General features: G+C 58.3%; 6 protein-coding genes and 1 pseudogene. All 7 read left to right on the forward strand.

The window, feature by feature from the left end; all coding sequences use genetic code 11:
- Positions 1–85: 85 nt before the first annotated feature.
- Positions 86–349: pseudogene (locus tag ACFWUY_RS40235) on the forward strand (transposase family protein); the annotation flags it as partial.
- A 400-nt stretch (positions 350–749) separates the two neighbouring features.
- Entirely contained in the window at positions 750–1,547 is a 798-nt protein-coding gene (locus tag ACFWUY_RS40240; RefSeq protein ID WP_384121701.1) for a GNAT family N-acetyltransferase, read from the forward strand.
- Between the two features lie 63 nt (positions 1,548–1,610).
- Positions 1,611–2,456: a TauD/TfdA dioxygenase family protein gene (locus tag ACFWUY_RS40245; RefSeq protein ID WP_384121703.1), complete on the forward strand. Its 846-nt coding sequence runs from the start codon at positions 1,611–1,613 to the stop codon at positions 2,454–2,456.
- Between the two features lie 872 nt (positions 2,457–3,328).
- A complete protein-coding gene (locus ACFWUY_RS40250; RefSeq protein ID WP_384121704.1) occupies positions 3,329–4,354 on the forward strand; it encodes a pyridoxal-phosphate dependent enzyme in 1,026 nt (341 codons plus the stop codon).
- Between the two features lie 464 nt (positions 4,355–4,818).
- Positions 4,819–5,121: a transposase gene (locus ACFWUY_RS40255; RefSeq protein ID WP_384121706.1), complete on the forward strand. Its 303-nt coding sequence runs from the start codon at positions 4,819–4,821 to the stop codon at positions 5,119–5,121.
- Positions 5,118–5,990, forward strand: coding sequence for an IS3 family transposase (locus ACFWUY_RS40260; RefSeq protein ID WP_384121708.1), 873 nt, complete (start codon positions 5,118–5,120; stop codon positions 5,988–5,990). The genes ACFWUY_RS40255 and ACFWUY_RS40260 overlap by 4 nt, the downstream gene beginning before the upstream one ends.
- 114 nt (positions 5,991–6,104) lie before the next feature.
- Positions 6,105–6,278 (forward strand): hypothetical protein, encoded by a 174-nt coding sequence (locus tag ACFWUY_RS40265; RefSeq protein WP_384121710.1) that lies wholly within the window; start codon positions 6,105–6,107, stop codon positions 6,276–6,278.
- Positions 6,279–6,357: the final 79 nt, after the last annotated feature.

Here is a 6,357-nt window from a genome sequence, read left to right on the forward strand (position 1 = left end):
CGCACAACGGCGCAGCTCAAGCGGGTACTGGGAAGAACGTGCCATGACTCGATCCTCTCAAACGATCGAGTCTCTGCCGAACCCGGAACGGTTCACCGAGACCGGCCTCACGTGTTGGGCCGACAAGGCGTATCAAGGCGCCGGCGTTATCCGGGTGCCCTTCCGTGGCCGTCGCCTCAAGCGGTGACAGCGCCGGCACAACAGCACACATGCCAAGATCCGCTGCCTCGGCGAGCAGGCCATGGCCGCCCTGAAGGGCTGGCACCTCCTACGGAAGCTCCGCTGCAGCACCCACCGCATCACCGCGATCACCCAGGCGGTCCTCGTCCTTCACCACGCGTCAGCGTGAGGTTGGAAAAGACTCACTGCCAGCCTTGCAGAATGGGGTTCGCTGACCGGTACCTCGCTATAGCACTCGCGCACCGTGACCACAGCACTGTGCAGGCTCCACGTCCAGAGCCGGCTGTCAGGGCGGGACAGCGGAACCCTAGGACTGGGCATCGGAGGACTGCCCTCCCGCGGCGCATCACGGCTGAGGAAAGGGCTCCAGTCTCGTTTGCCGAGGTGATCCTCCGGTGCACTGCGTGTTCAGGACATTGCTGAATGAGGTCGGTAGCTGAGTAGTTGATGCTCAACCTGCCTGGAAGGTGCAAGGTTCATCGTCGCTTTCGTCGGTATCCCCCTAGCCTTGAAATAGCTCGATCTGAATCATGACGGGAAAAACATGATAGGCAGGAAAAGGAGTGAACATGAGGAACGTTACCTCGAAGGGTTCCGAACTCACGAGGCTTGAGCCGGGTGAATACGGAACCGTTTCCGGTCTCGTTGACTCTAAGTACCCAAACCTCGCCTTCGTCTACGGGGTTCTGGAAGGAAATATCCCAGGCAAAGTGTGGGCGCGTCATGAACAAGGCGAGATCAAGGCCGCCCTGGTTGAAACCAACTCTTCATTCTGCTTTTCTCTGGGATCTGTAACCCAATCCCTATTCACCGAGTTTCAATCGCTCGTCGAAATGAAATCTTCGGTAAAACTTGTCCACCCGTCTATGTGTGTAGCGGTAGGAAACGAAGCGAATCGCCGCGGCTTCTCGGAGGCTGAGCGTTTTCATTTCACGCTTGAAGGTACCGGAAATATCCCATCTAGCGTATGCGACCTGCCTGATGGTTTTACAGTCAAGCGAATTGACGAGAATCTGTTTGAAATGCTGAATTGGCGTGAAATGGTGTTGCAGATATTCGGCACCGCGAAGAATTATCTCCAAAATGGATTCGGATTCTGTCTTCTGCATGGCGATAGCGTAGTTGCGGAAGCGCACGGTGTTGTCGGTGGAAGCTTCGTAGAGCTTGGAATCTATACGCATCCAGCCTACCGGCGTCAAGGCCTGCCACTCATTGTTATGGCGGAGACAGCGCGACTCGGCGCAACCAGAGGACTGACAACCGTCGTTTCCTGCGATAAAGAGACCACGGCAACCGTATCTGTATCTCTTCGCCTCGGTATGCGTTGGGATTTTGCTTACAAGGTTGCTAGACGTACTGCGATCTGAGCGCAGAAGAGCTCACTGTGCCCGCGATATTCTGATGAATTTCAAAGAACCATGGAGGAGAACATGATTGAGATCAAGCCCATTAGCGTGGCGGCTGGAGCCGAGGTTCGTGGAATCGACCTTTCCGAGGAGATAACGACTGAAGATTGGGCAGTGATAGAGAAAGCATTTCACGAGTACAGTGTCCTAGTGTTCCGTGGGCAGGACCTGACTGTAGAGCAGCAGAAGACGTTTGCTGAAAGGTTTGGAAAGCTCATTGTTCACGATCATCTCCTGCCCATGACCGTAGATGGCCATCCAGAATGCATGGTGCTGCACAATAATGCGCAGAAGCCTCCTGGTCTCAATTCATGGCACACGGACAACAGCGGCTGGGCCAAACCACCCCTCGGAACCGTGCTTCACTGCAAAGTGACGCCGGACGTCGGGGGAGACACCCTCTATTCCAACATGCATCTGGCCTACGAAGCCCTCTCGCCAGTAATTCGAGAGCTCGTCGATCAACTGAAGGCGGTCCACGATGTAAAGAAGGCATTTGGTCCAGACTATGCAAACCTGCAGGCATCACTGCGCAAAAAGGGGATTGACCCTAACACGCACTTTGATCGCCACGAGCCAGTGGAACACCCGGTAGTGCGGACACACCCAGAAACTCTCCGTAAGGCTCTCTATATTTCTTCCCCGTATGTTACGCATATTAGCGGTCTGTCCAAGATCGAGAGCCAGGCTCTCCTCGACCTTCTATACCGACACATTGAGACGAATGAGTTCATCTATCGGCATCAATGGCGGGCTGGGGATCTGCTGATATGGGATAACCGATCCGTTCAGCACCTCGCAGTTGCGGACTATTTCCCTCACGAACGCTTGATGTTCCGGATGAACATCGAAGGGGAGCGGCCTTTCTGAGTCGTAGAGGCTAGCAAGGTCCGGGGCACCCGAATTCTGGGTCTTAACTTAAAACCCAGAACAATGACCTTCGGCGTGCGATCGCTTCTATCAAACGGCGATACGCCAAACCCCACAGGCTAGGTTCGCTCCGGGCCTTGCAGTGAAGCCTCTTTTAGAGGGACGTCGAGCACTACGCGCATCCGATGGGACGTTGGCGCGTCCTTCCGACTGTTTCTCGGTCAGCTGCCCCTACTCTGGGCCTTCCCGCAGATATTTTCACGCCCCCCACAGGGGTGCCAGTATTCTTTGCGGCAGGATCCGTGAAAGCTGGGTGAGGGCGGTGTATCGGTAGCCATCTTGGCCTCCAATTCCTTGAGTCTCCTTACGGGCTTACAAGATGGCACGGCCAGAATATCCGAAGTTGCTAAAATGATCACTCGGGTTTCCAGTGTTGATTCAGGAACTGATCTGAGCGGACCACCATTGTGCAGCAATGAGCGACCAGCATCTCGCTTTCCTCGGATTTCTAAGGCGATTGTGGCCTTTGTTGCGCCGGCGGCCATGCTCGCGGTTGGCGCCAACTCGGTCGCATGGTATTGGAATAACCATGAAGACCTGCTCAGGGACCATGACTTGGCTGGCTCGCCAAGGGTGGAGCTGCATGGGTAATCACACAAACCACCGTCCCGGTCATATGAGTACGAGATACTCAGTTCCTGAGGCTATTTTCTATATACCGTAAGTAGCGGTAGTCAAGTGCTTGTTTACCTGGCTCGCTGACTAATAGAAAACCTGCCAGCAGTAACCGACGGATCGGATAAATGCACTTACCTCGTTAGGTGCTCACATGAACTCGGGAGAGGCAGCGGAAGGGTAACGAAGGGGAATGCATGTATTCTGGCCAGGTCGAGATCACGCTCTCGGGTGTCAATGAAATGCGACGAATCCTTGGTGATTCAATCCGCCATACTCCGCTACTGCAGTCCCGGGGGCGCGGGTCGCGCGATGTATTCCTCAAGTGTGAGAATCTTCAGATTACAAACTCATTTAAAGTGCGTGGCGCCATTGGCGCTCTAAGGCGATATGAAGAACTGCATCCCGAAATATGGAAGAAGATCCTCAGGGATGGCGTCGTGGCTTGCAGTTCAGGAAACTTCGCCCAGGGACTCGCGTATGCAACGAGGGAAATAGGCGTAGACTATTCGGTAGTGGTGCCAGAGGGAATTGTCGCCTCCAAGGTGGTCCGCATAAAAGCCTATAATCCTGAGGCGCAAATAATAGAAGTTCCTTACGGTGAGTGGCGTAAGACGATGACTGAGTCTGTCTATGCTGAGCATCCAGGGTTCTTTCTGTCCTCGGAAAGCGATGACTACGTTTCTCTGAGCACTGCGACGATCGCACTCGAGGTGCTTCAAGACATGCCGCACGTAGACGCCATTCTGGTTCCGTACGGCGGCGGAAACCTCTCCTACAGTATCTCCTCAGTGCTGCGTCATGCAGGCCTCGATGTCAAGGTATACGCCGTAGAAGTAGCGACAGGCGCGCCGCTTTCTGCTTCCCTGCGAGCAGGGTTCCCAGTCGACGTAAATTATGAGCCTTCGTTCGTGGACGGAATTGGGGCGAGCTTCGTGATTCCGTCACAGTTTGAAAGGGTAAAGGGTCGACTGGCTGGCGTACTGACCGTGACGCCCGATGAGGTCGCAGGCGGTCTTACCGATCTACTTCTGAACGAAAAGATTGTTTGCGAAGGAGCCGGGGCAGCAGCGTACACAGCTGCGCGAAAGTATGAGAAATCGTTCCAGTGGGAGTACCCCTGCGCCATCGTTAGCGGCGGTGTGATCGACCCTAGCGTTCTGATGCAAGCACTGCGGCAGAACCTTCGCCCCAGGCCACTTCCCTATAACGCAGCAGCCTGATGCGTACTGCAGAAGGCTGTGATCTGGGCAGGTCAGCGATCCAGCGCACCTTCGGTGCGCACCGGGGATGTGGTAAATCCCGGGCGCGTGCCGGGGGTGCTTCTGTCTGCCCCTGCCGGGGCTGATGTCGGTTCGGGACCATGGCGGGGGTCGTTCCGGCCGAAACCGTGCCTCTGTGATGCCGGTGAGCCCGCAGGTCAGCGTGGTACTGGGGTCGCCCACGGGAACCGTGGAGTGTTGCTGTGAAGCAGGTGCGTCAGAACTCCTGATTCACCCTGGCCCTCCCGGAACGGCATACCGGTGCTGTCCGGCGAGGGAGGGAGCAAGAGCGTGGATGTGCTGCACGAACGCTGTGCCGGCCTCGACATCAGCAAGAAGGACGCCAAGGTGGGCTTGCTTCGCTTTGACGGACATCTGAGATCAGGGGTTTCTGCCCCGGAAGAATGATGTTCATCATGGAGAGCATGGGGAAGAAGAGGCAGTCGCGTCCTCGCCGCTCGTTCACGCGGGAGTTCAAGGCCGAGATCGTCGGGCTGTGCCGGCGCGGTGACCGCTCGGTCGGCCAGGTCGCCAAGGACTTCGACCTGACCGAGACGGCGGTGCGGGACTGGGTCCGCCAGGCCCAGGTCGACGCGGGTGAGCGTGAGGGCCTGACCAGCAGTGAACGCGAGGAACTGGCCGCGCTGCGGCGGGAGAACCGCAGGCTGCGGGAGGATGTCGACATCCTCAAACGTGCGACGGCTTTCTTCACGACGCAGACCCGGTGAACGTGGACCCGTTCATCGAGGCGGAGAAAACGGCAGGTCACAACGTCAAACGGACGTGTGAACTCCTCGAGGTCTCCAGAACCGCCTACTACGCCCGCCGCACTGGCACCGCAGGCCCCCGGGCGGTGCGAGACGCCGAGCTCACCGAACGGATCACCACTGTTCACCGACGTTCACGTGGCACCTATGGTGCTCCGCGCATCCACGCCGTCCTCAAGCGCGAAGGGACCGGCTGCGGCCGTCGCCGGGTCGCACGGCTGATGCGGCAGGCCGGACTCACCGGCCGACACCGCAGACGCCGGCACCGCACCACGATCCCCGACCCACACGCGGTCACCCGTCCTGACCTGGTCCTCCGCGACTTCCGGCCCGACCCGGCTGCCGTCGACACCCGCTGGTGCGGCGACATCACCTACATTGCCACCGACGAGGGCTGGCTCTACCTGGCGACCGTCATCGACATCGCCTCACGCCGCGTCGTGGGCTGGGCCATCGCCGACCACCTGCGAACCGAACTCGTCGCCGACGCCCTCACCACCGCCTGCCGCACCCGCCGGCCGTCCGGTCCGGTGAACTTCCACTCCGACCGCGGATGCCAATACACCAGCCGTGAACTCGCCACCCTCGCTGCGCAGTTCGACGTCCGTCTGTCAGTCGGACGTACCGGCCAGTGCTGGGACAACGCCCTGGCAGAGTCGTTCTTCTCCACTCTGAAGAACGAGCTCGGCGAGACTTGTCCCTGGCCCAGCCGGGCAGCCGCCCGCACCGCGATATTCGAATGGATCGAGAGCTGGTACAACGTGCACCGGCTCCACAGCAGCCTCGGCTACCGCAGTCCCGCAGAATACGAGACCGCCCTCGCGGCGTGACCACCACACCAAATGTGTCCGTCAAAGCGGAACAAGCTCAAGGTGTGTGTCCGCACCCCGAGCATGAAGCGGCAGGGATCCTTCACCACCGAGACCACGACGTGAGGATCGACCATGAACGCGGCCCTCGATCCGCGAGACTATCTCCTGGCCGCCGAGGTCACCCTGGTAGTGATCGAGGCGACCAGTGAGCTTCTTCAGAACGGCCACCGATCGGGTGTCGGCTGCGTCTGCAAGAGCCAAGTCCTGCTGCAGGTCAGAGAGCAGTCAACCTCAGACCGCGTTTGAGATCTGCCGTAGAGCCGTAGACCTGACCGAGGCTGACAGGACGATCCCGTCTTGGTGATCGGTACGATCGGCAGGTTGG

Source organism: Streptomyces sp. NPDC058664, assembly GCF_042716635.1.
Taxonomy (GTDB): Bacteria; Actinomycetota; Actinomycetes; order Streptomycetales; family Streptomycetaceae; genus Streptomyces.

What these genes read in the sequence shown, in the direction of transcription:
- ACFWUY_RS40250 (WP_384121704.1), top strand. Translation starts at nt 3,329, where the DNA reads ATGTATTCTGGCCAGGTCGAGATCACGCTCTCGGGTGTCAATGAAATG.
- ACFWUY_RS40265 (WP_384121710.1), top strand. Translation starts at nt 6,105, where the DNA reads ATGAACGCGGCCCTCGATCCGCGAGACTATCTCCTGGCCGCCGAGGTC.
- ACFWUY_RS40240 (WP_384121701.1), top strand. Translation starts at nt 750, where the DNA reads ATGAGGAACGTTACCTCGAAGGGTTCCGAACTCACGAGGCTTGAGCCG.
- ACFWUY_RS40255 (WP_384121706.1), top strand. Translation starts at nt 4,819, where the DNA reads ATGGGGAAGAAGAGGCAGTCGCGTCCTCGCCGCTCGTTCACGCGGGAG.
- ACFWUY_RS40245 (WP_384121703.1), top strand. Translation starts at nt 1,611, where the DNA reads ATGATTGAGATCAAGCCCATTAGCGTGGCGGCTGGAGCCGAGGTTCGT.